The 25,364-nt window shown below is 67.2% G+C and carries 21 protein-coding genes; 15 read left to right on the forward strand and 6 right to left on the reverse strand.

Features of this window, described 5'->3' with window-relative positions:
* Positions 1-12: 12 nt before the first annotated feature.
* Positions 13-1,248, reverse strand: a complete 1,236-nt coding sequence (locus ACE3N9_RS02120) for an MFS transporter (RefSeq protein ID WP_374280389.1) — start codon at positions 1,246-1,248, stop codon at positions 13-15.
* A gap of 140 nt (positions 1,249-1,388) precedes the next feature.
* Here ACE3N9_RS02120 and ACE3N9_RS02125 point away from each other — a divergent pair, with 140 nt between their 5' ends.
* Entirely contained in the window at positions 1,389-2,165 is a 777-nt protein-coding gene (locus tag ACE3N9_RS02125; RefSeq protein WP_374280391.1) for a tyrosine-protein phosphatase, read from the forward strand.
* Here the strand turns inward: ACE3N9_RS02125 and ACE3N9_RS02130 are convergent.
* Positions 2,162-3,034 carry an alpha/beta fold hydrolase gene (locus tag ACE3N9_RS02130; RefSeq protein ID WP_374280393.1) on the reverse strand — a complete coding sequence of 291 codons (873 nt, stop codon included), beginning with the start codon at positions 3,032-3,034 and terminating at the stop codon, positions 2,162-2,164. The two genes, ACE3N9_RS02125 and ACE3N9_RS02130, sit on opposite strands and share 4 nt — an antisense overlap.
* Positions 3,035-3,158: 124 nt before the next feature.
* Here ACE3N9_RS02130 and trxB point away from each other — a divergent pair, with 124 nt between their 5' ends.
* Positions 3,159-4,112, forward strand: a complete 954-nt coding sequence (gene trxB, locus ACE3N9_RS02135; protein WP_374280395.1) for a thioredoxin-disulfide reductase — start codon at positions 3,159-3,161, stop codon at positions 4,110-4,112.
* On the opposite strand, the gene ACE3N9_RS02140 is transcribed toward trxB, so the two are convergent.
* Genes ACE3N9_RS02140 through ACE3N9_RS02155 form a run of 4 tightly spaced genes read right to left on the reverse strand, consistent with a single transcriptional unit; the run spans position 4,109 to position 6,924 of the window.
* Positions 4,109-4,930 carry a hydrolase 1, exosortase A system-associated gene (locus tag ACE3N9_RS02140; protein ID WP_374280397.1) on the reverse strand — a complete coding sequence of 274 codons (822 nt, stop codon included), beginning with the start codon at positions 4,928-4,930 and terminating at the stop codon, positions 4,109-4,111. The genes trxB and ACE3N9_RS02140 overlap by 4 nt on opposite strands.
* Positions 4,927-5,607, reverse strand: coding sequence for a hypothetical protein (locus ACE3N9_RS02145; RefSeq protein WP_374280399.1), 681 nt, complete (start codon positions 5,605-5,607; stop codon positions 4,927-4,929). Before ACE3N9_RS02145 ends, ACE3N9_RS02140 begins: the two co-directional genes overlap by 4 nt.
* Positions 5,604-5,867 (reverse strand): acyl carrier protein, encoded by a 264-nt coding sequence (locus tag ACE3N9_RS02150; protein ID WP_374280401.1) that lies wholly within the window; start codon positions 5,865-5,867, stop codon positions 5,604-5,606. The genes ACE3N9_RS02145 and ACE3N9_RS02150 overlap by 4 nt, the downstream gene beginning before the upstream one ends.
* 43 nt (positions 5,868-5,910) lie before the next feature.
* Positions 5,911-6,924, reverse strand: a complete 1,014-nt coding sequence (locus ACE3N9_RS02155) for a GNAT family N-acetyltransferase (protein WP_374280403.1) — start codon at positions 6,922-6,924, stop codon at positions 5,911-5,913.
* A gap of 38 nt (positions 6,925-6,962) precedes the next feature.
* Between ACE3N9_RS02155 and ACE3N9_RS02160 the strand changes: the two genes are divergently transcribed.
* The 13 genes from ACE3N9_RS02160 to ACE3N9_RS02220 all read left to right on the forward strand — a co-directional run bounded on the left by ACE3N9_RS02160 (position 6,963) and on the right by ACE3N9_RS02220 (position 25,275).
* Positions 6,963-8,486, forward strand: coding sequence for an acyl-CoA ligase (AMP-forming), exosortase A system-associated (locus tag ACE3N9_RS02160; RefSeq protein WP_374280405.1), 1,524 nt, complete (start codon positions 6,963-6,965; stop codon positions 8,484-8,486).
* Complete coding sequence (locus tag ACE3N9_RS02165; protein ID WP_374280408.1) at positions 8,483-9,709, forward strand: pyridoxal-dependent decarboxylase, exosortase A system-associated; 1,227 nt, start codon at positions 8,483-8,485, stop codon at positions 9,707-9,709. The genes ACE3N9_RS02160 and ACE3N9_RS02165 overlap by 4 nt, the downstream gene beginning before the upstream one ends.
* 185 nt (positions 9,710-9,894) lie before the next feature.
* Positions 9,895-10,539 (forward strand): XrtA/PEP-CTERM system exopolysaccharide export protein, encoded by a 645-nt coding sequence (locus ACE3N9_RS02170; RefSeq protein WP_374280410.1) that lies wholly within the window; start codon positions 9,895-9,897, stop codon positions 10,537-10,539.
* A 22-nt stretch (positions 10,540-10,561) separates the two neighbouring features.
* The gene (locus ACE3N9_RS02175; RefSeq protein ID WP_374280412.1) at positions 10,562-12,088 is read left to right on the forward strand and encodes an XrtA system polysaccharide chain length determinant; all 1,527 of its coding nucleotides are present in this window, start codon (positions 10,562-10,564) and stop codon (positions 12,086-12,088) included.
* A 10-nt stretch (positions 12,089-12,098) separates the two neighbouring features.
* Positions 12,099-13,196, forward strand: coding sequence for an AAA family ATPase (locus ACE3N9_RS02180; RefSeq protein ID WP_374280414.1), 1,098 nt, complete (start codon positions 12,099-12,101; stop codon positions 13,194-13,196).
* A gap of 2 nt (positions 13,197-13,198) precedes the next feature.
* Positions 13,199-14,956, forward strand: coding sequence for a preprotein translocase subunit YajC (locus ACE3N9_RS02185; RefSeq protein WP_374280416.1), 1,758 nt, complete (start codon positions 13,199-13,201; stop codon positions 14,954-14,956).
* A gap of 19 nt (positions 14,957-14,975) precedes the next feature.
* Positions 14,976-16,178 (forward strand): XrtA/PEP-CTERM system-associated ATPase, encoded by a 1,203-nt coding sequence (locus tag ACE3N9_RS02190; RefSeq protein ID WP_374280418.1) that lies wholly within the window; start codon positions 14,976-14,978, stop codon positions 16,176-16,178.
* Between the two features lie 24 nt (positions 16,179-16,202).
* Positions 16,203-17,075: an XrtA system polysaccharide deacetylase gene (locus ACE3N9_RS02195; RefSeq protein ID WP_374280420.1), complete on the forward strand. Its 873-nt coding sequence runs from the start codon at positions 16,203-16,205 to the stop codon at positions 17,073-17,075.
* Positions 17,072-18,148 carry a FemAB family XrtA/PEP-CTERM system-associated protein gene (locus ACE3N9_RS02200; RefSeq protein ID WP_374280422.1) on the forward strand — a complete coding sequence of 359 codons (1,077 nt, stop codon included), beginning with the start codon at positions 17,072-17,074 and terminating at the stop codon, positions 18,146-18,148. Before ACE3N9_RS02195 ends, ACE3N9_RS02200 begins: the two co-directional genes overlap by 4 nt.
* Positions 18,145-19,386 (forward strand): TIGR03087 family PEP-CTERM/XrtA system glycosyltransferase, encoded by a 1,242-nt coding sequence (locus ACE3N9_RS02205; RefSeq protein WP_374280424.1) that lies wholly within the window; start codon positions 18,145-18,147, stop codon positions 19,384-19,386. Before ACE3N9_RS02200 ends, ACE3N9_RS02205 begins: the two co-directional genes overlap by 4 nt.
* A gap of 40 nt (positions 19,387-19,426) precedes the next feature.
* Positions 19,427-20,932 carry an exosortase A gene (gene xrtA / locus ACE3N9_RS02210; RefSeq protein ID WP_374280426.1) on the forward strand — a complete coding sequence of 502 codons (1,506 nt, stop codon included), beginning with the start codon at positions 19,427-19,429 and terminating at the stop codon, positions 20,930-20,932.
* A 13-nt stretch (positions 20,933-20,945) separates the two neighbouring features.
* On the forward strand, positions 20,946-22,841 hold the full coding sequence (locus ACE3N9_RS02215; protein WP_374280428.1) for an XrtA/PEP-CTERM system amidotransferase: 1,896 nt from the start codon (positions 20,946-20,948) through the stop codon (positions 22,839-22,841).
* 169 nt (positions 22,842-23,010) lie between these two features.
* Positions 23,011-25,275, forward strand: coding sequence for an EAL domain-containing protein (locus ACE3N9_RS02220; RefSeq protein WP_374280430.1), 2,265 nt, complete (start codon positions 23,011-23,013; stop codon positions 25,273-25,275).
* Positions 25,276-25,364: the final 89 nt, after the last annotated feature.

Genomic DNA, 25,364 nt, shown 5'->3' on the forward strand with positions numbered 1-25,364 from the left:
CAGGGCGCAGGATCAGCCGTGCGGCGCGGCCTTGACCCGGTCGAGGTTTGGCAGGACCAGGTGGATGAAGCCCAGCGCCGCAAGATAGGCCGCGCCGCAGATCGCGAACATCGGGACATAGCCGTGCCCGTTCTGGAGCGACCAGCCGGCCAGCTCGATGACCCCCATGCCGGCGAGGTTGCCCGCGACCGCCCCCATCGCGATCACGCTGGCGATGCGGGTGGCGGGCACCACATCGGCGGTCATCCCGAAGATGTTGGTCGAAAAGCCCTGGTGCGCGAACAGTCCCAGGCCGATCAGCACGGCGGCGGCCCAGTGGCTTTCCACCAGCAGCGCCAGCGGCATGGCCAGCACGACCAGCGCATAGAGCAGCATCGAGCCCTTGCGCGCCCGGTTCATCGACCAGCCGCGCGCCTGGAGCAGCGGGTAAAGCCCGCCCGAGGTGATCGCACCCAGCGCGGCCAGGCTGAAGATGATCGCGATCGGCCAGCCCAGTTGCGCCTGCTTGAGGCCGTAGACCCGCGAGAAGAAGTCCGGCATCCAGAACAGCACGAACCACCACACGCAGTCGGTCAGGAACTTGGCCCCGATCACCGCCCAGGTGCGCTTGTCGGCAAACAGTTCGCCCCAGTTGACCGGCGCGCGTTCGGGCACTGATCCCACCGGGGTCAGGTTGCGGGTGCCCAGCCACCAGCCCGCCAGCCACAGGAAGCCCAGGCCCCCGGTCACGACGAAAGCAGCCTTCCAGCCGAAAGCCACGGCAAATGGCGGGATCAGCAGGGGGGTGATGATCGCGCCGATGTTGCTGGCGGTGTTGACCACCCCGATGGCGAAGTTGCGGCGTTCGGGCGGCAGGTAGATCGCTGCCGCCTTCAGCCCCGCCGGGGTGCTGACCGTTTCGCCCACCGCCAGGACAACGCGCGCGGCGACGAATTGCTGCACCGTGGCGGCGAGCGCGTGGGCCGCCCCGGCCAGGCTCCACACCGTTACCGCGATGGCATAGGCGAGGCGCACCCCGAGCCGGTCGACGAACCAGCCAACCGCGAGCAGCGCGGCGGCGGCGGCAACCTGGAACGAGGAGCCGAGGTGGGCATAGTCGCGATCGGTCCAGCCGAACTCCGCTTCAAGCGTCGGCTTGAGCAGCGCCAGCACCTGGCGGTCGACATAGTTGAGCGCATTGCCCAAGAACAGCAGGACGATCAGCAGGGTGATCGCGCGTTCACTGGTGGTGGCGCGGGCCTGGTTCATGTCATTCTCCCGATGTGGCCAGCGACTGGCCATCTGCGATCGAAACCTAGCGTCCCGGGGCACAAAGGAAAGCGGATTGTGACACCGTAGGACACAAGTCCACCATTGCACCGCGGCCCCAGTGCTGCCAAGCGCAGAGCATGACCCAGGCAGATCGCATCCTCCCGCTCGAAGGCATCCACAATTTCCGCGACTATGGCGGCTACCGTGTCGCCGGGGGCGGGCAGGTGGTGCAGGGCGTGCTGTGGCGTTCGGCCCAGCACGGCGATGCCACCGATGCCGATCTGGATCAGCTACGCCCGCTGCACATCCGTACCGTGATCGACCTGCGCGGGATCACCGAGCGCAAGGCCAAGCCGTGCCGCCGCTATCCCGGTTTTGCGGGCGAAGTGCTGTTCCATGAAGGGGAAACGGCGGGCCTGCATGTCGAGGCCGCGTCCGGCAGCCCGACGGCCGATGAAGCGCGTGCGGCGATGCTGCGGCTTTACGCCGGGATCGCCTTTCGCCCAAACCTGATCCCGGTGTTGCAGCGCTATTTCCGCGCGCTGGAACAGCGCGACGGGACCAGCCTGGTCCACTGCGTGGCGGGCAAGGACCGCACCGGGTTTGCCGTGGCGCTGATGCAGCACATTCTCGGCGTCCACCCGGACGATATCATGGCCGACTATGTCCTGACCAATGTGGCCGGAAACATCGAGGCGCGGATTGCCGCCGGGGCCGAACAGATCCGCGCCAAGTATGGCGCGATCGACGATGCGGCGCTGCGCATGCTGATGGGGGTCGAGGAGGCCTATCTCGACACGGCCTTTGCCTCGCTGCGCGAGACGCACGGCAGCGTCGAGGCCTATCTGGCCGAAGTGCTGGACGTGGATGCGGCGCGGGCCGATGCCCTGCGCGCGCGCTTCCTGACCGCCTAAAGGAAAGCTCGGATTTCCGCCATGAACCGGTCGAACTGGTCATGGTGCAGCCAGTGGCCGGCGTTTTCGAATTCGATTACCTGCGGATCGTTGTTGAACAATGCCAACCGCCCGTCGAGCGCCGGGCTGCTCGCCCAGCTGTCCTTGCCGTAAAGCAGCAGCATCGGGCAGGTGATCGCCGCCCACAACTCGTGCGTGCGGTCGTCGCGCACGTCCTCGAACGGCCAGACGTTGAGATAGGGGTCGAACTTCCAACTCCAGGTGCCGTCCTCGTTGCGGCTGGCGCCGTGGATCGTGAGGTGGCGGGCCTGCTCGTCGGTCAGGAAGCTGTTTTCCTCCTTCATGCGGGCATAGGCGGCTTCCAGCGTGGGATAGCGGCGCGGGGCGCGGCCAGATGCCTTGCGGCGATTCTCGATCCAGTCGCGGAAGCGGTTGGAATAGCCGGCGGCCTCGCGTTCGGCCCGGACCTTGGGCGAAGGGCCAAGCCCCTCGATGTTCACGAACTTTCTCACCTTTTCGGGATAAAGCCCGTTAAACCGGCTTGAAATGTTCCCGCCCAGCGAATGAGCGACGATCGTTACCTGATCGTACCCCAGCGTGTGGACCAGCTGGGCGAAGTCATAGACGAAGGCGTTCATTTCGTAACTGCCGTCGGGCGCCCAGGCGCTGTCACCGTGGCCGCGCAGGTCCGGGGCGATCACGTGCCAGTCGCGCGCCAGTTCCTGCGCCACCCAGTCCCAGCTGCGGCAATGATCGCGCCCGCCGTGCTGCAGGATCAGCGGCGGCGCATCGGGATTGCCCCAATCGACATAGTGAAGGCGCAGGCGCTGCGAGATGAAGCTGTTGGAAGTGGGGCCGGGCATCGTCATGACGCCGGTTTGCGCCAGTCCATTTCGCGCGTCAACTTGTGGGCAAGCACGCAGGCGGGGTTTGCGCTTGGCCGCCCGCGTTCCTAGATGCCCGCGACCCTTTTCGAACGCAGGATTGCCAGGCATGACCACCCACACCACCCGCATGCTGATCATCGGTTCCGGCCCGGCCGGTCTGTCCGCCGCGATCTATGGCGCGCGCGCCGGGCTGCAGCCGATCGTGGTGCAGGGCCTGCAACCTGGCGGCCAGCTGACCATCACCACCGATGTCGAGAATTATCCCGGTTTCCGCGACGTGATCCAGGGGCCTTGGCTGATGCAGGAAATGCAGGCCCAGGCCGAACATGTCGGCACGCGGATGCTGTGGGACACGATCACCGAGGTCGACCTGTCCGGTCCGCCGTTTCGCGCGGTGGGGGACAGCGGCGATGTCTATGAAGGCGAAACGCTGGTGATCGCCACCGGCGCGCAGGCCAAGTGGCTGGGCGTGCCGGGCGAACAGGAACTGTCGGGCAAGGGCGTGTCGGCCTGCGCCACCTGCGACGGGTTCTTCTATCGCGGCAAGAAGGTGGTGGTGATCGGCGGCGGCAACACCGCCGTGGAAGAAGCGCTCTACCTGACCAACCATTCGCAGGACGTGACCCTGATCCACCGCCGCGATTCGCTGCGCAGCGAAAAGATCCTGCAGGAGCGCCTGCTGGCGCACCCGAACATCAAGGTGCTGTGGAACAAGGCGGTCGATCACTTCGTTGCCGCGGAAAACGGCATGCTGAGCGGCGTAGCGCTGAAGGACACGGTGACGGGCGAAGCCTCGGTCGAGCCGACCGACGGCGCCTTTGTCGCAATCGGCCACGCGCCGTCGACCGATTTGTTCAAGGGCAAGCTGGAAGTGGATGCGGGCGGTTACCTGGTGGTCCAGCCGGGCACGCCCAAGACCGCGATTCCCGGCGTGTTCGCCTGCGGTGACGTGATGGACCACACCTACCGGCAGGCAGTCACGGCCGCGGGCACTGGCTGCATGGCCGCGCTCGATGCCGAACGCTTCGTCGCTGAACGGGAATTCCTCGCGCGGGGCTAAGCCTGCGCGCGCAGCGCGGCGAGGATCTGGCCCTGCAGCCAGATCCGGGCCTGCGGCTCGACAAAGCTGTGGCTGGCGTCGGGGCACTTGCGCAGCCGCGCATCGTGCTTGTCCCAGTTGGCGAGGAACGCCTGCGCGGTGCGGTCGTTTTCCGCCAGCAGGATCGTCACCGGCCCGCCGAACAGCGCCAGTCCTTCGGTCATCTGCTGCGCGAGCGAGGATGGCGGCGCATCCGGCCGGGCCGCATCGACCAGCGAGGCGGCCATCTTGCGCACCTCGACCTTGCCGGTCAGCAGCCGCCACACGGCGCGCGGATCGGTCAGCCGCTTGAGGTAGTGGCGGCGCAGCACCGATGGCGGCATCGGGGTCGGTTCCGGCTCGGGCGCTGCTTCCGCCTCGGGCTCAGTTTCCGGCTCCGGTTCGAAAGTCCAGGGGTTGGCCAGCACCATGGCGTCGATCCCCGCGCCGCCCGCCAGCATCAGCGCGCTGGCCGCGTCGCAGTTGCCGAAAGCGACCACGCGCTTCAGCGTGGGAACATGAGCGCGGAATGCCGTCAGCGCGGCGGCAATATCCGGCGCGCTGGCCAGGAAGGTGCCGTTCTCGCCCGAGCTGTCGCCCACGCCGCGCCGGTCGAAGCGCAGCACGGGAAAGCCGGAGGCAGCGACTTTGGCTGCGATCAGCGCCTGTCTATCCCAGGGGCCGCTGCGTTGCTCGTTTCCGCCGCTGATGATCAGCAGCCCGGTGGTGGCCGGGGCCGGGTCGAGCGAGCCGACCAGCGTTTCGCCCTCGCAGGCAAAGGTGAAATGGCGCCGGGTCATGCCTTGATCCCCATGGCAATCACGGCGGCGAGTGCATCGGCCTGGGCGGCGTCGGCATCGGGTTCTGCGCGCAGCCACAGCGGGCTGCCGCCAAGCAGTTCCTGCTCGACCGCCTGCACGCCGGGGCGCGGGGCGGGCAGGGCGCCTTGCAGGCCGCGAATCATCGCGGCGGAGAGGCGGTAGCCTGCCAGTTCGATCCCGCTCGCTTCGGCTTCGGCCAGCAGCATATCGGCGCTTTCCTCGCGGCCCGCCTCGCGCGCGGCGAGGGTCCGGGCGCGCAGCAGGGTGCGCAGCAGGCTGGCGCCCTTGACCGCGCCGTAATGCCAGCCGCGCAGCCCTTCGGGCAGCAGCAACCCGCCGCCGCGCACTGCAAGGACATGGGTGGCGTTGAAACTGTTCGCGGCCGCCGACATGGCCGCTTGCCAGTCTTCCAGCGCGATGGCGGCCAGGTCCTGTTCGCTTTCGCCCGTGCCGGGCAGGTCCGGCAGGAAAGAGTCGACCCCTGACGCGTCGAGCCGGCGCATCACGTCCACGCACAGGCGGCGCAGCTTGTGGCCTTCATCGAACAGCGCCGGGATCACCAGCAGCCGGTACGCGCGCCCGGCAACAAAGCTCAGCGCATATTCCTGCGCCACGCCGCAATGGGGCAGGGCAAAGGCGTAGGCGGCCGGCTTCACGCGTCCCCGCGTTTCGCCTCGGCAAAAGTCAGCAGCGCGCCGTAGGTTTCCAGCAGTTCGCCATCGACTTCGTCATCCTCGATGATGATATCCAGACGGTCTTCCATTTCGGTCAGCAGACCGGCCACCGCCATGGAATCCAGTTCCGGCAGGTGGCCGAACAGGCCGGTGTCGGCATCGAACTGATCCGCCTGCCCGGGCTTGAGGCCGAGCACGTCGGTCAGGATCTTGCGGAGTTGCTGGTCGGTCTGCGAACGCATTTTCGATCCCTGGATAGCGGCCCTGCGGCCTTCGCGGCGGGCTCTAGCCATGCGCGCCGCCCGGCACAAGGCGGCGCAGCGCCTTTCTGGCGATCGCGGGCCAGGTTCCGGGCCAGCGGGGGCGAAACGCCTCGATCCGGTAGCGCGGGCGGACCTGCTCCATCCAGTCGCGCTTGTAGGGATCGTTGCCGGTGCCGAAATCGACCAGGTCCACGCCGTCACGGTCGATCACCTGTTCGAACAGCGCGGCGGTCAGCGTGGTTCCGGGCGAAAGCGGTTTGGACGCTTCGGTATGGGCCAGCTTGTGGATGAAGGCGGTGCCATGCTCCACCGTCCACAGCTGCGCGGCCACCGGCTCGCCAGCGGCACGCGCCAGCCCCAGCCGCAGCCTGCCCGCCGCGCCTTCCTCTTCGGCAAAGCGGCGCAGGAAAACGGGGCTGCCTTCCTCGCCCTTCCAGCTTTGCGCGTAGATCGCCTCGTAAGCGGCCCAACTGACAGGATTAAAGCTGGTTTCGATGCTGACCTGAACCTTGTTTGCCTTGCGCTTCAACGTGGTGCGCACCGGGCCGGGGCGCGCGGCAAGGTATTCGCCGTAGCTGCGCCCGGCCACTGGCAGCACGTGGTTGACGTCGCATGGCTCCATGAAGGTCACCCAGCCAGCGCGGCGCAGCGCGGCGGCCAGCATGGTCGCCTCGTCCTGCTCGTCGGGCAGGGGGGCCAGCACCAGGTGCGGGGTCTGTCCTGGCAAGTCCTGGGCCAGCGCATCGAGCAGCGCCGCGCGGTTGGCGCCCGGGGTAAACAGCGGCGCCACCCGGAAATTGTACCAGTTGGCCAGGCAATGAACCTGCCGCGCCCGGCGCAGCAGCGGCATGACGGCACGTTGATCGCCATCCCGTGCAACCGCGATCAGCGGGAACATGTCGCAGACCTCGTTCAACCCCCGCCACCAAGCCAGCCGGTCGAACGGCGCGCGCGCCGCCGGCGCTGCCAGCAAGCCTGCCAGCACCGCATCGTCTTGCACTTCCTTAAGATCATCGTGATAGACGACATTGATCAAGCGAACGAATTCCCTTTCTACCGGAGCACCGCAGAGCCTTGTCCGTTTCCATCCCTTCCGCGATCCGTCCGCTGGACCATCTCGCCTTGCGGGGGGAGGACAATGCCCCTGCGCTGGTGCTGCGCGAGGGAACCTATAGCTACAAGGACTTAAGGGATCGTGTCGCCATCATGGCGGGGTGGCTGCGGGCCGAAGGGCTGGCTCCGGGAGACCGGGTGGCGACCTGGGCGGCCAAGGGCGCGCTGACCTGCCTGATGCCGCTGGCGGCGGCGCGTGCCGGGCTGGTCCACGTGCCGGTAAACCCGCTGCTGAAGCACGCCCAGGTGGCGCATATCCTGGCCGATAGCGGCGCGCGGCTGCTGATCGGCACGCCGGCGCGGATCGCTTCGCTGGAGCCAAGCGACGTGCCGCCCGCCTGCCGCGCGCTGGGCGAGGGCGAGGCCATGGCAGCGGCGGCGGCGGCGACGCCGTTGCCGCCATCCGCCGCCGATCCGGACGAGCTGGCCGCGATCCTTTATACCAGCGGATCGACCGGGCGGCCCAAGGGCGTGATGCTGAGCCATGCCAACATGTGGCTGGGGGCGGAAAGCGTGGCGACCTACCTGGGCCTCAAGAGCGATGACAGGGCGCTGGCGGTGCTGCCGCTGTCGTTCGACTATGGCCAGAATCAGCTGCTGTCGCACTGGTATGCCGGGGGCAGCGCGGTGCCGCTCGATTACCTGACCCCGCGCGATGTGGTGAAGGCGATTGACCGCCATGACGTCACCACGCTGGCCTGCGTGCCGCCGCTGTGGGTGCAACTGGCCGAACTCGACTGGCCGCCGGAAGTCGCGGTCAAGCTGCGGCGGTTGACCAATTCGGGCGGAGCGCTGACCGTGGACCTGGTCCAGCGGCTGCGCGGCCTGTTCCCGCAGGCGCGGCTGTTCGCGATGTACGGGCTGACCGAGGCGTTCCGCTCGACCTTCCTTGATCCCGCGCTGATCGACAGCCACCCCACCTCGATGGGCAAGGCCATTCCCCATGCCGAGATCCTGGTGATCAACGATGCCGGTGCGCTCGCCGCCGATGACGAGGAAGGCGAACTTGTCCATTGCGGTCCGTTGGTTGCGCAGGGATATTGGCAAGATGCTGAAAGAACCGCCGAGCGGTTCAAGCCAGCGCCCGCAGGGTCGATTTATGGCGGCATGGCGGTCTGGTCGGGCGACCGGGTGCGGCGCGATCGCGATGGGCTGCTCTATTTCGTCGGACGGCGCGACGCGATGATCAAGAGCGCGGGCAATCGCATCAGCCCGCAAGAGATCGAGGAAGCCGCGCTCGCCACCGGACTGGTGGCCGAAGCGGTGGCGCTGGGCCTGCCCGATCCGCGGCTGGGACAGGCAGTGCACCTGGTCGTTCGGGCTGCGCCCGGTGCTTCAGAGGTTGAGGAAGAATTACCTCGTATCTTGCGGAAAGAGCTTCCAAACTTCATGCAGCCCCGGCAGATCCACTGGCGCGCGGCCATGCCCATTTCGCCCAACGGCAAGATCGACCGGACCGGGCTTTACCAGGAGCTTGCCGGATGAAGCCGCTTGGCCCCATTCCCGTCGGATATGCGGCGATTGACAGCGAACTGGCCATTGCCGGGCGCAAGGTGTCCAACCTGGTGGCCGAAGCGGGCGATACTCCGCTGTTCGTCTATTCGCGGGCCCTGCTGGAACAGCGCGTTGCCGATCTGCGCCGGGCCATGCCCGCGCGGCTGGCGCTGCACTATGCGGTCAAGGCCAATCCCTATGGCCCGCTGCTGGAAGTCATGGCGGGGCTGGTCGACGGGTTCGACATCGCCTCGGGCGGGGAACTGGCCATGGTCCGCGCGGCGGGGATTGATCCGGCGCGGGTCAGCTTTGCGGGTCCGGGCAAGCGTGACCGGGAACTGGAAGCAGCGATCACCGCCGGGGTTACCCTGAACCTTGAATCCGAGGGCGAAGCCGAGCGGGCGCTGGCAATTGCCGGGCAGCTGGGCGTGACGCCGCGCCTGGCGATCCGGGTCAACCCATCGTTCGACCTCAAGGGCTCGGGGATGAAGATGGGTGGCGGGGCCAAGCCGTTTGGAGTGGATGCGGACCGCGTGCCTGCGCTGGCCCGGCGGCTCATCGCCAGCGGGGCCGACTGGCGGGGTTTCCACATCTTTGCCGGCAGCCAGGCGCTCGACGCCGGGGCGATTGCCGATACCCAGGCCCAGGCGCTGGCGCTGGCGGCCGATCTGGCGGCGCAGAGCGGCGCGCCGCTGCCACACTGCAATCTGGGCGGGGGGCTGGGCATTCCCTATTTTCCGGGGGACGAGCCGGTCGATCTGGCCCTGGTCGGGCAGCGGCTGGCGGACGAGTTTGCCAGGCTGCCCGACGCTCTGGCCGAAACGCAGTTCTGCATCGAGCTGGGCCGCTATCTGGTGGGCGAGGCCGGGGTTTATCTGACCCGGATCGTCGATCGCAAGGACAGCCACGGCGAAACCTACCTTGTCACCGATGGCGGACTGCACCACCAGCTGGCCGCATCGGGCAATTTCGGCACCGTGGTGCGGCGCAATTACCCCGTGGCCATCGCCACGCGGTTCGGCGCGCCGGTGGAGGAGGAGGCCAGCGTGGTTGGCTGCCTGTGCACCCCGCTTGACCGGTTGGCCGACAAGGCGGGCTTTCCGCGCGCAGAGGTGGGCGATCTGGTCGCGGTATTCTGCGCCGGGGCATACGGCGCCAGCGCTTCGCCGGCGCAGTTCCTGGGGCAGGGCCCGGCGTTGGAAATGCTGGTGTAAGACTGGCCGCGCGCGCTGTCCCGTTTCGGGACCGTGGGCAAAATTCCCTGCAGGCGTCAGGGATTATACGGTCAAGGCTAACGCAATATTCACCCTTTTTCCCGATACCGCAGGCTGAATAGCCGGGCCTGCGTGCGGGATTTGCGTCCCCAGGGCAGCGTCCGGTGCCTGAAAGGGAACGCCGAATGCCGACCAACCGTTTCGCCCGCCTGCTGACCGGCAGCGCCTTGCTCAGCCTTGCGCTGACGGGCTGCGCCGGGGTGTCGAGCGGCCCGCAATTGCCGCCGGCCAGCTTCGTGGCGATGCAGGAAGGCCCGGGCGAGGAATACGTCATCGGCCCGCTCGACGAGCTGACGATCTTCGTCTGGCGCAACCCGGAACTCGGCGCGCAAGTGCAGGTCCGGCCCGACGGGCGCATCACCACGCCGCTGATCACCGACATGCCGGCCGTGGGCAAGACCCCCAAGATGCTGGCCGACGACATCACCCTGCAACTGTCGCAGTACATCCAGGAACCGCTGGTCTCGGTGATCGTCAACAAGTTCGCCGGCACGTTCAGCCAGCAGGTCCGCGTGGTCGGCGCCACGGGCAAGCCGGCCTCGATCCCCTACCGCGCCAACATGACCCTGCTCGACGCGATGATCGCGGTCGGCGGGCTGTCGGAATATGCCGCCGGCAACAAGGCGCGGCTGATCCGCTTCGACAAGGAAACCGGGCGGCAAAAGGAATTCGCGCTGCGGCTGGGCGACCTGCTGCGCAAGGGCGAAAGCCGGGCCAACGTCATGCTGATGCCGGGGGATGTGATCATCATCCCCGAAAGCTCGTTCTGAGGAAGGGGCCGCGGGGCAGGCGATGAACAATATCTACGACGAATTGCGCTCGGCGCTCTATTCGGTCTGGCACCGCCGCTGGATCGTGCTGGGCGTGGCCTGGGCGGTCAGCGTGCTGGGCTGGCTGGTGGTGGCGATGGTGCCCAACAGCTACGAATCGCGCGCGCGCATCTTCGTCCAGCTGGACGATGTGCTGGCGCAGCAGATCGGCATCCAGGGCAACCGCAAGGCCGACATCGACCGGGTCCAGCAGACCCTGACCAGCGCGGTGAACCTTGAAAAGGTCATCCGCGCCACCTCCATCGGCGAGGAGATCACTTCGCCCAAGCAGATGGAAGGCGCGGTGCTGGGGCTGGGCAAGAAGATCAAGGTCGAAAGCCAGCAGGAAAACCTGTTCGAGATCACTGCCACCTATGGTGACGGCGGCAACAGCGACGCGGCCAATGCCAAGATCGCCCAGGACATCGTCCAGAAGATGATCGACATCTTCCGCGAGGAAAACCTGGCCGGCAATCGCGGCGAGATGAGCCAGTCGCTCGACTTCATGAACCAGCAGCTGGCTAACCGGCAAAAGGAACTGGAAGCGGCCGAACAGAAGCGCCTGGCCTTCGAGGCGCAGAACCCGGACCTGGCTCAGGGCGGCATGTCGGTGCTGCAGAAGCTTGAAGCGAGCCGCGCCGAACTGCGCGGGATCGATGCCGATCTGGCCGCCGCGCAAAGCGCGCTGGCCTCGATCAACGGCCAGCTGGCCGGCACGCCCAAGACCATCGCCGGCAGCGCCGGGCAGATCGGCGGCGCGCGCGGTGCCCTGGCCGAAGCCCAGGCCCAGCTGTCCGCCATGCGCTCGCGCGGGCTGACCGAAAACCATCCCGACGTGATCGCGGCAAAGAACCAGGTCAACGCCCTGCGCGGCGCGGCGGCCGCCGAAGGCGGGGGCGGTGCGGCGGGGATGCCAAACCCGGCCTACAGCTCGCTCCAGTCGATCCTGGCTGAACGCCAGGCCAACGTCCAGGCACTCAGCGCGCGGCGCGCGGCGGTCCAGGCGGACATTGCCCGGATCACCTCGCAGCAGATCGGCAACCCCGAAGTGGCCGCCGAACAGCAGCGCATCAACCGCGATTACGACGTGCTCAAGCAGCAGTACGACAAGCTGCTGCAGGACCGCGAGGAACTGCGTCTGCGCGGCCAGGTCGAAACCGAACACAGCGCGATCAAGTTCCAGGTGATCGATCCGCCGACCACGCCGCGCTCGCCGGTCGCTCCCAACCGTCCGTTGCTACTGTTCGCTGTCCTGGTGGTGGGGCTAGGTGCCGGTGTGGCCGTGGCTTTCGCGGTCGGCCAACTGCGTTCGACCTTTGCCACCACAGCCAAGCTTGAGCGTACGCTGGGCCTGCCGGTGCTGGGCGCGATCAGCCAGACGCTGACCGAAAGCGCCCGCGCGCTCAGCCGCAAGCGGCTCAAGATGTTCTACGCCTCGTCGGCGGCCCTGGGCGGCTTGTTCGTCCTGCTGCTGGCGGTCGAGTTCTTCCAACGGGCCCGCGTGGCCTGAGGGGGTGGAGATGACCGAACACAGCAAGATCCCGCTCCCTGACGAGAACGCGCAGGCGGAACCCAAGTCGACCTTGATCGAACGGGTGGTGCGTAACTACGACCTGGTGAAACTGGCGCCTGCGCCGATTCCCGAGGAATTGGTCCCGCCGGTGGCCAAGCGTCGCCGCTATCGCCGCGCGGGCGAGGAAATCGTCGACGCCGAGGCAACGCCCGTTGCCCCGACCGCCGAGCCGGCCCCGCCGCCGCCCGCTGCCGCTGCGCCGCGTCCGGAAGTGGTCGAACCCGAAGTGATCGCGCCCGTGCCGGCGGCGGCTTCGGCCCCGGTGGCCGCGCAGGTTCCCGTGCCAATGGTCCAGCCGGTGGTGTTCCAGGGGGAACGTCATCCCGTGCGCCGCCAGCACCTGCGCGACCAGGGGCTGATCGTGCCCGAAGGCAGCGTAACCGCGCTGCTTGAGGAGTTCCGCATCGTCAAGCGCCAGCTCTTGCTGAACAGCTCGCAGCTGCGCCAGCAGGGCATGGGGCTGGAAGCCCAGCGCATCCTGATCTGCTCGCCCCACCCGGGTGAGGGCAAGAGCTTCACCTCGGTCAACCTCGCGCTGGCGATTGCCGCCGAAAAGGAAAGCGAAGTGCTGCTGGTCGACGCGGACTTCGCCAAGCCTTCGGTCCTCTCGATGCTGGGCCTGCCGGGCGGACCGGGGCTGATGGACGCGCTGGCCAATCCCGAAATCGACGTGGCCGATTGCGTGATCGGCACTGACATTGCCGGGCTGTGGGTGCTCCCGGCTGGCAGCGCCACCACGTCGGATAGCGAATACCTCTCCAGCTCGCGCACTCACGCGGTGCTCGACCGGCTGGTCCAGGGGGCGCCCAACCGAATCGTGATTTTCGATTCCCCGCCCGCGCTGGCGGCCTCGCCCGCGGCTGAACTGGCCAAATATGTTGGCCAGGCCGTGCTCGTCGCCCGCTGTGACCGTACCGGCCAGGGCTCGCTGGAGGACGCGGTTTCGCTGCTGTCCGGCTGCCCGAACATTCAGTTGCTGCTCAATGCCGTTCACTTCAGCCCGAGCGGCCGCCGCTTTGGCTCCTACTATGGATACGGAGGTTGACCATGAAGTCGCCCCTTTCGCGCAATCTGCTTTCGCTGGCTGTGGCGCTGGCCGCCGCCGCCCCCACGCTCGCCCAGGCGCAATCGCTGCCCTATGGCGACATGACCGGGGGCGGGGCGGGCTATGGTGCCGGCTCGCGCGACCGTGCCGCCGCCGATGCGGCGGACGATGGCGACGATAACGGTGATGCGCCGCGCCGCTCGGGCAAGCCGCGGGTCAAGATCTCGCCTTATATCGAGGCGCAGCAGGTGGTCTTCGCCGAACTGCATCCGGGCAAGGAAACGCTGACCTATTCGGTGGTCGCGGCGGGCGTTGATGCGGCGCTGGCCGGGCGCAACAACCAGGGGTCGGTCTCGCTGCGGTATGAACGGCGCTTCGGCTGGGGCAACCAGGCCCAGGACAGCAACGTGGTCAGCGGGATTGCGCGGGTCAGTTCCGCCGTGGTTCCGGGCACGCTGCGGATCGACGCCGGGGCCATGGCCGCGCGCAATGCGGTTGAAAACAACGGTTCGCTGTCGAGCGGCGGGCTCGCCTTCGGGGATTCGGTCACGCAGATCTATTCGGTCTACGCCGGGCCGACGCTGACCACCCATGCGGGCGACGTGGCGATCAACGGTGCCTACCGACTGGGCTACAACCGGGTTGAAAGCCCCAATGCCATCCCGGTCGCCGCGGGCCAGCCGCAGATCGACCTGTTCGACGACAGCGTGGTGCACAGCGCCTCGCTCCATGCCGGGGTCAAGCCGGGCGATGTGCTGCCGGTGGGGCTGGGCGTGGGCGCGGGCTACAACCGCGAGGATATTTCCAATCTTGACCAGCGGGTCGAGGATTTTCACGCCCGGGCCGATGCGACCCTGCCGGTCACATCCGACCTGTCGCTGGTAGGCGGCGTGGGCTGGGAAAAGGTCCAGGTGTCGAGCCGCGATGCCGTGCGCGATCCGCTGACCGGCAATCCGGTGATCGGCAAGGATGGCCGCTATGTCACCGACAAGGCCGCGCCGCGCCAGATGGCCTATGATGTCGAAGGGCTGATCTGGGATGCCGGTGTGCTGTGGCGGCCCAGTCGCCGCACCGCGCTCGAGGCGCATGTCGGCCGCCGTTATGGCTCGACCACCTATTACGGCAGCTTTGCCTATGCGCCCAACAATCGCACCAGCCTGAATCTGTCTGTCTATGACACGATTGCCGGGTTCGGCGGTCAGCTCAACAACGCGCTGGCCAGCATGCCGACCCAGTTCGAGGCGGTGCGCAATCCGTTCAACGGCAATCTCAACACCTGCGTCGCGGCGACCGGATCGGTCGGTAGCGGGCAGAGCGCGTGCCTGGGTTCGGCATTGTCCTCGGTGCGCAGCTCGGTATTCCGTTCGCGCGGGGTGATGGCCTCGTACAGCCGTTCGGGCGACCGCCTGCAGTACGGCGTCGGGCTGGGTTATGATCGGCGCAAGTTCCTGGCCGCGCCGGGCACGGTGCTGGCCGCCGCCAATGGCATCATCGACGAGAACTACTGGATCGCCGCCTATCTCAGCGGGCGGATCGACCGCAGCTCAAGCTTCTCAACCAATGTCTATGCCAACTGGTACCAGCCGGGTGACGCCGCGATTGGCGACCAGCGCGGGGTGGGGGCGACGGCCGCCTACTACCGTTCGATCACCAATCACCTGTCGGTCACTGCCGCGGTCGGCCTGGACGGCGTGACCCGCGAGGACCTGGTCGACATCTGGTCGACCCAGGCCATGGCCGGCGTGCGCTATTCGTTCTGAGCCTGAAGGAGTATTCTTGATGTTCAATGATTTCTACGGGCTCACCGGACGGCCGTTCCAGCTGACTCCCGATCCGACGTTCTATTTCGAGAGCCTTACGCACCGCAAGGCGCTGTCCTACCTGTCCTACGGCCTGGCCCAGGGCGAAGGCTTCGTGGTGATTACCGGCGAGGTTGGCGCGGGCAAGTCGACCCTGGTCGCGCACCTGATGGCAACGATCGACCCGGCGCGGCTGACCGCGGCGCAGATCGTTACCAGCAAGCTTGACGCCGAGGAACTGGTCCACGTTGTCGCCCAGGCATTCGGCCTGATCGTCGATGGACATGACAAGGCCAGCGCGCTGGGGGCAATCGAAGCCTTCCTGCATGACGAGGCCCGCGCGGGCCGCCGCTGCCTGCTGGTGGTCGACGAGAGCCAGAACCTGGGCTTCGATGCGCTGGAAGAACTGCGCATGCTGTCGAACTTCCAGCTGGGCGCGCATCCGCTACTGCAGACCCTGCTGCTGGGCCAGCCGGAATTCCGCGACATGATCCAGGATCATCCGCAGCTGGAACAGCTGCGCCAGCGGGTGATCGCGGCGCACCACCTTGAGGCGATGGATCTTGGCGAAGTGCAGCCCTACATCGAACACCGCCTGAAGTGCGTGGGGTGGACCGGAAACCCGCAGTTCGACCAGCGCGTGTTCACCGAACTTTACGAAGTGTCGGGCGGCGTGCCGCGCCGGATCAACCAGATCTGCAACCGCCTGATGATGCTGGGCGCGGTCGAGCAGCGCAGCCGGATCGACGGGGCGATGCTGAGCCAGGTGCTGGAAGAACTGGAACTGGACGGCACGCTGCAATTGAAGCGGCCCGAGCGCAAGGCCGAACCGGCCCCCGCGCCGGTGGCCGCCGCCCCGTTGCCTCAGCCTGCGGCCGAACCGGACGTGCCGAGTGCGCCCGCGGTCGAAGTGGTCGCCATGGCCCAGCTCCAGGCGCTGCTGGCCGAGCGCGATGCGCAGATTGTCGAACTGCAGCAGGCGGTGATCGAACTGGCGAACGAACGTGATGCGCCCGCCGAGCCGGTGGCAGACCTGGCCGGCAGCGCCGCGATGGCCGCGCTGGAAGCCAAGATGGCCGCGCTCGAAGCTAAGATGACCGAACAGGAAGTCACCATCCGCCAGACGCTGACCATGCTGATCGAGTGGATCGAAAGCGACGACGCCCAGCGCGCGGCTGCCTGATCCAGCGGGAAGGACGAGGTCGCAATGTCGCACTCCCCGGTGGTCAACGGCCTGTCGGTCGATGTCGAGGACTGGTTCCAGGTCGGCGCCTTCGAAGGGGTGATCGACAAGGATGACTGGGATTCGCTCGATTGCCGGGTCGATCGCAACTGCAACCTGATCCTCGACATGTTCGCGCGGCTGGAGGTGAAGGGCACCTTCTTCACGCTGGGCTGGGTGGCCCGGCGGCACGGGCCGCTGATGCGGCGGATCGTCGCCGAAGGGCACGAGCTGGCCAGCCACGGCTGGGACCATGCCCGCGTGTTCACGATGGACCAGCAGCTGTTCGCCCGCGATCTGGAACGCAGCCGCAAGGCGCTGGAAGATGCGGCGGGCACGCGGATCACCGGCTACCGCGCGCCCAGCTTTTCGATCGATCATCGCACCCCGTGGGCCTATATGGCCTTGCACGAACAGGGCTTCGAATATTCCTCGTCGGTCGCGCCGATCGTCCACGATCACTATGGCTGGCGCGACGCGCCGCGCTTTGCCTTTCGGCCGCTGCCCTGGTCGGGGCTGGTGGAAATTCCGGTCACCACCGCATTGTTTGCGGGCAAGCGCCTGGCCGCCGGGGGCGGGGGCTTTTTCCGGGTCCTGCCCTATGCCTTTTCGCGCTGGGCGATCCGCCAGGTCAACCGGCAGGAGAGGCGCCCGGCGGTGTTCTATTTCCACCCCTGGGAAATCGACCCGAACCAGCCGCGCGTGCCCCATGCTCCGATGCGTTCGAAGCTGCGGCACTATACCAACCTGTCGGTCATGGCCGACAAGCTGGAACAGTTGATCGGCGATTTCGCCTGGGGCCGGATGGACATGATCGCCCTGCGCGAAGCCCGGCAGGCGGCGGAGCTGGCGGCATGAACGCGCCGTTCCGTCCGCAGGCGCAGGTCCTGCATCCGATCGACCTGACCGACCCGAACGAGGCGCAGCGGATCGAGCGCTTCGTGGCCGGACATGCCGATGGCACGCCGTTTCACCGCCCGGCCTGGCTGTGCGCCGTGGCCCGTGGCAGCGGCAATCGCCCGCTGGCGCTGGTGATCGAACGGCGCGGCGAAGTGTCGGGTTACCTGCCGCTGCTCCAGGTTCATTCGCCGCTGTTCGGGCGGGTGCTGGTGTCGAGCGGGTTTGGAGTGGGCGGCGGCGTGCTGGCCGACCGCGCCAGCGATGTCGAGGCGCTGCTTGCCGCGGCCGAGGAACTGGCGCTGCGGGCCTGTTGTCCCTCGATAGAACTGCGCGGCGGCCCGCTGCCGGAAGGGCGGCCGGGCTGGAAGGTGCGGTTCGATTCGCACTGCGGCTTCGTCACGCCGCTGGCCGCCGACGACGAGGCGCAGCTCACCGCGATCCCGCGCAAGCAGCGCGCCGAAGTGCGCAAGGGGCTGGCCAGCGAGTTGATGGTCACTGTCGGCAGCGCCGCTCCAGACCGCGCCGCGCATTACTCCATCTACGCCGAAAGCGTCCGCAATCTGGGCACGCCGGTGTTTCCGCGTCGGCTGTTCGATGAAGTCCTCGATGCCTTTGGCGATCAGGCTGACATCCTGACCGTGTGGCATCAGGATGCACCCGTCGCCTCGGTCCTGTCGCTTTATCACGGCGGGGCGGTGATGCCCTATTGGGGCGGGGGCACTTATGATGCGCGGCGGCTGCGGGCCAACGACCGGATGTATTACGAGCTGATGCTCCACGCCCGGCGGCGCGGGTGCGACCGGTTCGACTTCGGCCGCTCCAAGACCGGCAGCGGCGCCTATGACTTCAAGCGCAACTGGGGGTTCGAGCCTGAGCCGCTGGGCTATGCCGCCTGGACCGCACCGGGGGCCGAAGCGCGCGATGCCGATCCGACCAGCGCGAAGCATTCGGCAAAGATCGAGCTGTGGAAGCGCCTGCCGCTGCCAGTGGCCAACCTGATCGGCCCGCTGATTGCGCGGGGGCTGGCGTGAGTGCTGGCGAAATCCTGTTCCTGGCGCATCGCATCCCCTTTCCGCCTGATCGCGGCGACAAGATCCGCTCGCACCACTTGCTGAAGGCCGTGACCGCGCTGGCCCCGGTCCATGTCGCGACCCTGGCTGACGACCCCCGGGACTTTGCCTGCGAGGCGGAGCTGGCCGCAGTGGCGCAAAGCCACTGCCTGGCCCGCCGGAGCAAGCCGATGTGGCGCGCCGGCCTGGAGGCGCTGGCGACCGGCCGGCCGGTCAGCCAGACCGCGTTCCACCATCCGGCGCTGGCAGCCTATGTCCGGCATGTGCTGGCCAAGCGGCCGATCGAGACGATCGTCGCCTTCTCCAGCCAGATGGGACAATACATTCCGGCAGATTTTGCCGGACGAGTGGTGTTCGATTTCGTCGACGTCGATTCCGCCAAGTTCGAAGCCTATGCCGAGCAGAGCGCCTGGCCGATGGCCTGGATCCACGCCCGCGAAGCGCGCCTGCTGCGCGCCGAGGAGGCCCGGCTGGCGCGGCGCAGCCATTTCAGCCTGCTGGTCTCACCCGAGGAGGCAGCGCTGTTCGCGGCGCGCCTTGCGCCCGAGGACCGCGCCGCCTGCACCGTGCTGGGCCTGCGCAACGGAATCGATGCGGCAGCCTTCGATCCCGCCGTAGCCGTGCCGGAACCGCGCCTGCTGGCCATGCCGGGGCCGCGCCTGATCTTTACCGGGCAAATGGACTATGCCCCTAACGTGGCGGCCGCGCTGCGGGTGGCGGGCTCGATCCTGCCCGAAGTGCGTCGCCATTTGCCGGACGCCACGTTCCATGTCGTCGGACGCAATCCCGTTCCGGCGCTGACCGCGCTGCATGGCCAGGGCGGCGTCCATGTGTGGGGGGCGGTCGATGACATTCGCTGCTGGCTGGCCGGGGCCGACATCGCCCTGCTGCCGCTGGACATCGCGCGCGGCATCCAGAACAAGGTGCTGGAAGCCATGGCGATGCGGCTGCCGGTAGTGCTGTCGAGCGGCGCGGCAACCGGCATTCCGGCGCAGGATGGCCGCGACTTCCTGGTCAGCGACGATGACGCCGCACTGGCGGAAATCGTGGTCAGGCTGTCCGGCGATGCCCCGCTCGCCGCGAGCCTGGGGGCAAACGCGCGCCGCTTCGTGGTCGACCAGATGAGCTGGGCGGCCACCCTGGCACCGCTGCCCGCGCTGCTGGGCCGCGATCCCGCCGGTGTGCGTCATGCCGCCTGATGGGGTCCTGCCTCGGGATGCCGCGCGGATTGCGCTGGCGGTGGGACCATGGCGCCAGGCGCTGGCCGCGTTGGGCGGTGCATGGCTGCTGCTGATAGTCTTGTTCGCGCAGGACTGGGGCAAGATGTTCGCGCAGTGGTGGGATAGTTCGACCTACAACCACATCTTGCTGGTTCCGGCGATCCTGGGCTGGCTGGTCTGGCTGCGCCTGCCCGAATTGCGCAAGCTGACTCCCACCGCCTGGTGGCCCGCGCTGCTCGCCGTGGCAGGGGCCACGCTGCTGTGGGTGCTGGGCACCTTTGCCGGGTTCGACCTGTTCCGCCAGGCCGGGGCGGTCGCGCTGCTGCCGGCAAGCCTGCTGTTGCTGCTGGGCCCGCGCGTCGGCGCGGCGCTGTTGTTTCCGCTCTGCTATATGGCTTTCCTGGTGCCGTTCGGGGATGAACTGGTGCCGCTGCTGCAGATGATCACTGCCAAGATCACGATCGCGCTGGTGCACCTGAGCGGTGTGCCAGCCAAGATCGACGGGGTGTTCATAGACACGCCCGCCGGCCTGTTCGAAGTGGCCGAGGCCTGTTCCGGGGTGAAGTTCCTGATCGCCATGATCGCGCTGGGCGCCTTGGTCGGTAATGTCTGCTTCAAGCGCTGGGGGCGGCGGGCCGCGTTCTTGGCGCTGTGCCTGGCCGCGCCGATCCTGGCCAATGGCATCCGCGCCTGGGGCACGATCTTTGCCGCGCAATATGTCGGCGTGGAAAAGGCCGCCGGGATCGATCACATCGTCTACGGCTGGATATTCTTTGCCGTGGTCATTGCCCTGGTGCTGGGCCTGTCATGGCGGTTCTTCGACCGGGCGATTGACGATCCGATGATCGACGCCGCCGAAATCGAGGCGTCGCCGCGCCTCGCCACGCTGGCGGCACAGCGCCTGCCAGTGGGACTGGCGCTGGTTGGCGCGGCCGCGCTGGTGCTGGGCGGCCAGGCCTGGGCGCGAGCCGCCGATGCGCTCAGCGCGCCGTTGCCGCGCCAGATCCACCTGCCAGACGTGCCGGGCTGGCAGCGGATCGACTATCGCCCGCAGGTGTGGTGGGAACCGCGCGCCAGCGGGGCGGATCACCGCTTGCTCGGGCGCTATGCCGATGCCGCCGGTAACGAGGTGGACGTGTTCGTGGCGCTCTATGCCGCCCAGTCCGAAGGCAAGGAGGCCGGTGGCTTTGGCGAAGGGGCGCTGCGCCCGGACAGCGATTGGGCCTGGCAGGGCGAAGGCCCGCAAGTTGGCGGTGCCGGAACCGAGCGCCTGCTCGCCCAGGGGCGGGTCATGCGCCTGGCGCAGACCTGGTATCGCAGCGGCGACTTGCTGGGCGGCAGCAACGCCCGGCTCAAGCTGGAAAATATCACCGATCGGCTGCTGCTCCGCCCGCGCGCGACGATGCTGCTGATCCTTTCGGCCGAAGCGCGCCCGGGCCACGATCCCGCCCGCGCGCTGGCCGCGTTCCGGCTGTCCACGGGCGACCTTGCGCCGTGGATGGACCGGATGGCGCAGCTTCGCTAGGCGCAGAAAGATCATGTGCGGTATTGCCGGTATCTTCCATCTGACCACGCCCAAGCCGGTTGATCCGGCGCGGATCGACCGGATGTGCGCGGTGATGGCGCATCGCGGCCCGGACGGGCAGGGGGTGTGGACTGCGCCGGGGGTTGGCCTGGGGCATCTGCGCCTTTCGATCATCGACGTGGCCGGATCGCCGCAGCCGATGGTGTCCAGCGATGGCCGGGCGGTGCTGGTGTTCAACGGCGAGATCTACAACTACCGCGAACTGCGCGAGGAATTGCGCGGCGGCGGGGCGCAGTTCCACACCGATGGCGACAGCGAGGTGATCCTGGCCGCCTGGCAGCGCTGGGGCCCGGATTGCCTGCCGCGCCTGCACGGCATGTTCGCTTTCGCGATCTATGACACCGTGCAGCGCACCCTGTTCCTGGCGCGGGACCGGATGGGGGTGAAGCCGCTGTTCTATGCCCCGCTCAGCGATGGCAGCCTGGCTTTCGCGTCCGAGTTGAAGGGCCTGCTGGCCCATCCGCTGCTGCGCCGCGAAGTTGATCCGCTGGCGGTCGAGGATTACCTCGCCTGGGGCTATGTGCCTGACCATCGCTCGATCCTGCAGGGCGTGCACAAGCTGCCGGCGGGTCATTCGCTGCTGCTGCGCCACGGCGCGCCCTTGCCGCGTCCGGTGCAGTGGTGGGACCTGTCCTTTGCCGAACGCCGACGCGGGCGGGCGGCCGATCTGGAAGCGGAACTGCTGCACCTGCTGCGTCAGGCGGTGACCTCGCGGATGGTGTCCGACGTGCCGCTGGGGGCTTTCCTGTCAGGCGGGGTCGACAGTTCCAGCGTGGTCGCGCTGATGGCCGAAGCCAGCGGCAATCCGGTCAAGACCTGTTCGATCGGCTTCGATGTCGGCGCGCTTGATGAAACCAGCTATGCCGAACAGGTTGCCCGCCGGTTCGCCACCGATCACCGCGCGCGCACCGTTTCGCCGGACGATTTCGAACATGTCGACACGCTCGCCGCGATGTTCGATGAACCTTTCGCGGATGCCTCGGCGCTGCCAACCTGGCGGGTCTGCCAGCTGGCGCGCGAGACAGTGACCGTCGCCCTGTCAGGCGACGGGGCGGACGAAGCCTTTGCCGGATACCGCCGCCACCGTTTCCAGCATGGCGAGGACCGCGTCCGCTCGCTGCTGCCGCAGGCGCTGCGCGGCCCGCTGCTGGGCACGCTGGGGTCGATCTATCCCAAGGCGGACTGGGCGCCGCGCCCGCTGCGCGCCAAGACCACGCTGCTGGCGCTGGCCGGGACCAGCGAGCAGGGTTACGCCCGCGCGATCGGGGTCTTGCCGCCGGAACTGCGCGACACCCTATATACCGCCGAGTTCAAGGCACTGCGGGGGGATTATCGGGCCGAGCAACCGTTCGAGGCCCTGATGCGCGCAGCACCCGCGCGTTCGGGGCTGGACCGTGCGCAATACGCGGACATCAAGTTCTGGCTGCCGGGCGACATCCTGACCAAAGTTGACCGGACCAGCATGGCGGTCAGCCTGGAAGCGCGCGAGCCCTTGCTGGATCACCGCCTGGTCGAATTCGCCGCTGCGCTGCCTGAAGGCCTGCGCCTGCGCCGGGGCGAGGGGAAGTGGCTGCTGAAGAAGACCATGCGCCGCTATCTGCCGGACGACATATTGTTCCGCCAGAAGCAGGGCTTCGTCACGCCGATCGCGCATTGGTTCCGCGGCCCGCTGGCCGAGGCGGCGCGCGGCATCGGGTCCAGCACCGCGCTGGCCCGGACGGGCTGGTTTGACAGCGCGGCGCTGGGGCGCATGGCCGAACTGCACATCGCCGGCCGCGCGGATCATTCGCGCCTTTTGTGGCAGCTGCTCATGCTGGATAAGTCTCTGGATCGCATGGGAATTTCCTGAGAACAAATGGCAAGGTGGCTTGACCTTGCGTGACTCGCGCAGTTCTGCGGGGTTTCACCCGGGCACTGTGGTTTGCTTTAGTCATCCTTAACCAACCCGGTGTTAGGGCTGTTCGGTAAACGACAGCATTGACGGGTTAATGCGCGCAAAATTGAAATCACCCCTGTTGATGACATTGGTCATCGTCCTGCTTGGCGTGCTGACGCAATCCTTGCAGGCGCTGGACCATGTCTACTGGAATGTGTGGTTCAAGAATCGTGAGCGCGCGACCGCTACCAACACTGTGCTGGTGTCGCTCGACCGTGGTGGACACAAGGGCGCGGGGGCAGCTGCCACGGCGTCGCTGCAGTCCCAGGCCGACCTGCTGAACCGGTTGCGGGGTGCGGGCGCGCTGCGGATATACTTCGATTCGCCGCGCAACGATGATGAAAATCCAGCCGGAATGCAGGCATTGCAGGCGGCGCTTGCCCAGGGCGGCGGCAAGATCGTGCTGGTTCATCGCAGCCTGCCGGTCCCGCGCTACAACCGTTCCGAATTCCTGGCAGACCGGATCAGTGTGCCGCCTGGCGTGCCCGTGGCGGTTTCGAACTGGAACGTGAACTTTCTGGGTTTTGCCGAAAGTGCCCAAGCCGCCGGCCTGCTTGGTCAGCAGCGGGTTGAATCGGTTTCCGCCGAAGGGCTGGGCATCGATCCGGCCGCGGTCATCTATCCCGACTTCCGCTTCGATCCGGATTCCGTGCGCGTAATTGCCGGCGGCGACATCCTTGCCGGGCGGGTGCCAGCCAGCGTCATCGCCGGCAAGCGGGTGTTCGTCACCAGCACGAGCCCGGAACAGGAAACGGTCCTGGGCTATTTCGGCCATGCCGAGGTTCCGGCCGCGCTGGTCGATATTGCCGGCTATCACGGCCTGCGCCAGGGCACGCCCTATAACATCGGTTGGGTGCCGCTACTGGTCTTGTTCGCGGCGCTTGTGCTGATCGGCAGCCGCTTTGGGAAACTACGGATCAAGCTGGCCGTCTATGGCGGGCTGGTTGCGACGCTGTTCGTGGTGCCGGGCGTGCTGCGCGAGGCCAACATCATCTCCAGCATGGGGCCAAGCCTGTTTGCACTGGTGCTCTATGCGCCGCTGCGCAGTTCGCAGAAATGGCGCAACCGGGTCCAGCAGACCAGCAGCGCCTCGGGTCTGCCGAACATCGCGGCCATGGCCGAGCTGGGCGTGGCCCAGTCGAAGGACGTGATCGCGGTTTCGATCAACCAGTACGAACAGATGCTGGCCAGCCTTCCGCGCGAGCTGCATGGCGCCTGCGCGCGGCACATTGCCCGTCGGCTGTCGTTCGTTGGCGGCGACCGCGCGGTGTTCGATAACGACAACGGGTTGTTCGTGTGGCTGGAAGATTCGCAGACGCTTGAATCCCTGATTGAACATCTCGAAGGGTTGCGCGCGCTGTTCTCGTCGCCGATCGTGATCGATGGCCACGTGCTCGACACGACGGTCCATTTCGGGATCGACCGTAACACCCATTCCAAGCCGATGAGCCGGATCAAGTCTGCGCTTGCCAGCGCGCAGGAAGCGCAAGGCAAGGGCAAGCTGTACGAAGAGTTCGGCGAGCGCCGCTTGGCCGAATCGTCCTGGGAACTGTCGCTCCACGCGCGCATCGACGAAGGGCTGCGCAACGGCGATATCTGGCTGGCGCTGCAACCGCAGTACGATTTCCGCAGTAATCGCTTGTCCGGCGCCGAAGCGCTGATCCGGTGGAACGATCCGCAGCGCGGCGCGATTCCGCCCGATGCCTTCATCCTGCAGGCCGAACGGGCGGGCCGGATCGAGGCGATCACATACTGGGTGCTGGAAAAGTCGATCGGCATGCTGCGCGATCTCAACGCGATTGCCGGGCCGTTCCAGATCAGCGTCAACCTGTCGGCCCGGATGGTCGATCACCCGGCGCTGGTCCACCGCGTGGCCGACATCGTGCGCGAGCAGAAGCTGGAAGACTGCGGGCTGATCACTTTCGAAGTGACCGAGACCTTCAGCATGACCAACCGCGAACAGGCCAAGCGCAACCTGGCGGCGCTGCGGACCATGGGGTTCCGCCTGTCGATCGACGATTTCGGCACGGGCCAGGCCAGTCTGGCCTACCTGGCCGAGATTCCCAGCGACGAGATCAAGCTCGACCGGCGCTTCATCCAGGCGATTACCACCGATCCGCGTGAACGGCTGATCGTCGAAAGCGTGATCAGCCTGGCCCATGCGCTGGGGCAGGAAGTGGTTGCCGAAGGGATCGAGGACATCGTGACGCTAGGCGCGCTGCGTGAAATGAACTGCGACCTGGCACAGGGCTATCACATCGGACGGCCGATGCGCCTCGACGACCTGATGGAACTGCTGGATACGTCCCACCTTGGCACAGCGGGCCGGTTAACCGTTAATATTTAATTCTTGTTAACCATAGCTGTTTGCACTAGATACAGGGCTCCGGGTCTGTCGGAGGAGCTTTGTATGTTCTCGATCGTTTGGGACTATCT

Source organism: Novosphingobium sp. (assembly GCF_041905565.1).
Taxonomy (GTDB): Bacteria; Pseudomonadota; Alphaproteobacteria; order Sphingomonadales; family Sphingomonadaceae; genus Novosphingobium.